Raw genomic sequence first — 2,563 nt, forward strand, 5'->3', positions numbered from 1 at the left:
ACGCAGCGACGACCGAAGGCTCGGCGGCGGAACCCGACGGGGCGACCGAGGGCTCAGCGGGAAGACCGGACGCAGCGACGACCGAAGGCTCGGCGAGGGAAGCCGACGAAGCGGCCGCCGAAGGCTCGGCGGCGGAACCCGACGAAGCGGCCACCGCGGGCTCAGTGGGAAGACCTGGCGGCACGGCGGCCGAAGGCTCGGCGGGGGAACGCGACGGGGTGGCCGCCGAGGGCTCGGCGGGAGAACGCGGCTGGGCGGGGGTGCATCTGAGGAGGAGGTCGGGTGGCCTTGCGGCGGGGGAACGGTTCGGGGGCCCGGTCGTGTCCGTACGGGCCGTGACGGCGGGCGTGCCCGCCGCCCCCGTGGGACCCGCGGCGGAGCGCAGCGGACCGGGCGTGCGAGCCCACCCCTCGTCCCCGAGCCCGTCCCCCGCCACGGACCCGAAGGCCGCGTCCAGCCGCACCTGATGAGGCGAGACGTCCAGGGGCGCCCTCACGGCGAGGCCCGGCAGCAGCATCTCCACGGCGAGGCCCTGCACCCCCGAGGCGCCGGTCACCCGGCGGCTGACGAGCGTGACCCGGCGGCCGTCGGAGAGGGAGACCCCCATGGCCGCGTGCCGGCCGCGGGAGATGAGCTCGGCGGCCTTCTCCATGAGGATGACCCGGTCGGCGGGACGGAGGTCCAGGACCCGTTCGTCCACGGAGAGCCCCAGGGGGAGGCCGACGGCGGACTCGTACGCCCTGAGCAGGACCCGTTCGCGGGCCGAACTCTGCCGTAGCAGCCTGCCCTCCACGGCCCGTACCGCCCGGCGGATGAGGTCGCCCAGGGCCGGGTCCTCGGCGCTGCGGTGGTAGCCGAAGCACAGCACGCCCTCCATGCGCCCGCTGAGCGGGTCCCGGACGGGCGCGGCGATACAGGCGTTGCCCTGGGCGCGTTCCGCGAAGTGCTCGGCGCCGAAGACCCGGACGAGGCCGCGCTCGGCGAGGGCGAGCCCGATGCCGTTGGTGCCGGCGAACCGTTCGGCGAAGACGAAGCCCGGCACCACCTGGATCGGGGGCAGGCTGCGGGGCATCGCCGGGTCGCCGAAGCGGCGCAGGAGTACGGTGCCGCTCGCGTCGGCGAGCGAGATGTTGATCTGGCTGCCGGAGAAAAGGGCCTGGAGCCGGTCGAGCACGGGAACCGCGGCCCGCACGATCGGCCCGCCGGGGTCGAAGTCCTCGTGGAAGGGCAGGTCGGCCCGGTCGGGCGAGAGACCGAGGGACTGGCAGCGCAGCCAGGAGTCCAGGATCGGCGCCCGTACTCCGCTGTCGACCTGCTCGCCCTGCAGGAACCGCTCACGGAAACGTACGGGACCCGAATCACCCGTCGGCCGCCTGGTCGACCCTGGTTGCCCGCCGGACCGAATCACTCTGCGCCTCGCTCACCGTCGTAAGAATCAGCCTTTCGCAAAGAAATCGACATAAACGAGAATACGGACATTGGCCGCGAGATTCATCGCCTGCCGGATCCCGCCCGCCCGCGGCCCGGGACTGCCGTCACAGGACCGCGACCGGGTTGACGGGCGATCCCGTCCCGCCCGGGATGTCCAGGGGCGCCACGACCAGCATGAAGGTGTACCGGCCTGCCTCGGCGGCAGCGGCCGACAGCGCCTCCAGGTCGAGGTTGTCGAGCAGCGGCACCCCCAGGGCGGCCACCGCCAGGGCGTGCACGGGCGAGTGCACACCGGGCACGGGTGAGGGCCGTACGTCGCTGTCGCCGTCCCCGCCGAGCAGCGCGATGCCCCGTTCCGCCAGCAGTGGCAGCGCGTCCACGTGGAAGCCCGCGCTCGACGCCGCCGAGTCCCAGGCGCCGCGTTCCCGGCGGCGCCGGGCGTGGCCGGAGCGCAGCAGCACGGCGTCGCCTTCGCCCACGGTCACGCCGAGCGCCCGCTCGGCCGCAAGGACGTCCGCCGCGCGTACCGCCCGCCCCGGTTCCAGCCAGTCGACGCCGAGGACGGCGGGCATGTCGAGCAGCACGCCCGTCGTGACGAGCGGCCCGAGCGCCGAGACCGCGCCGAAGCGGGCGCCGCCGGCGTCGACGTGGTCGCGGGCGCGGCGGCCGTCGTACAGCTCCCCGCGGTAGGCGACATGGCTGAGGGCGTCGAGATGGGTGATGCCCTTGCCGTGGTAGTCGGCGGCGACGAAGTCCTTGTGGGTGGCCGGCTCCGGGCTCTCCACGTCACCGAGGTCCGTCATGTGGTGCAGCGCCGGCGTGGGGTTGTCCGGGCCGGCGCGGGTGTTCCAGGGCAGCGCCGTCGGTACGACCGTCCCGGAGCGCACCAGGGCGGCGGCCCGCCGGGCGTGTCCGGCGGTCACCAGGTTGAAGGCGCCCCGGTCGGCCCGCTGCCAGCGCCCCCAGGTACGGAGCGCCGCGAACAGCGCGTCGAACTCCGCCCGGGGGACGACCGGGCCGCCGATGTCAGAGGTCATCCGCTTCCAGTACTTGCTGCCCGCGAACACGCCCCCACCCGCCCGGGCCTGTACGCCCTGCCCGGCAGCGGTCCCGCCCCGACCGGCGGCATGAC

The 2,563-nt window shown here is 74.8% G+C and carries 1 protein-coding gene and 1 pseudogene; both read right to left on the reverse strand.

Annotation, left to right across the window (positions count from 1 at the left end; translation table 11 throughout):
• A pseudogene (locus ABZ646_RS35680) lies at nucleotides 1-1,408 on the reverse strand (hypothetical protein); the annotation flags it as partial.
• Between the two features lie 127 nt (nucleotides 1,409-1,535).
• Entirely contained in the window at nucleotides 1,536-2,468 is a 933-nt protein-coding gene (locus ABZ646_RS35685; protein ID WP_360528495.1) for a cyclase family protein, read from the reverse strand.
• Nucleotides 2,469-2,563: the final 95 nt, after the last annotated feature.

The sequence above is a fragment of the Streptomyces sp. NPDC007162 genome, assembly GCF_040634175.1.
In the GTDB taxonomy this organism is placed as follows: Bacteria; Actinomycetota; Actinomycetes; order Streptomycetales; family Streptomycetaceae; genus Streptomyces.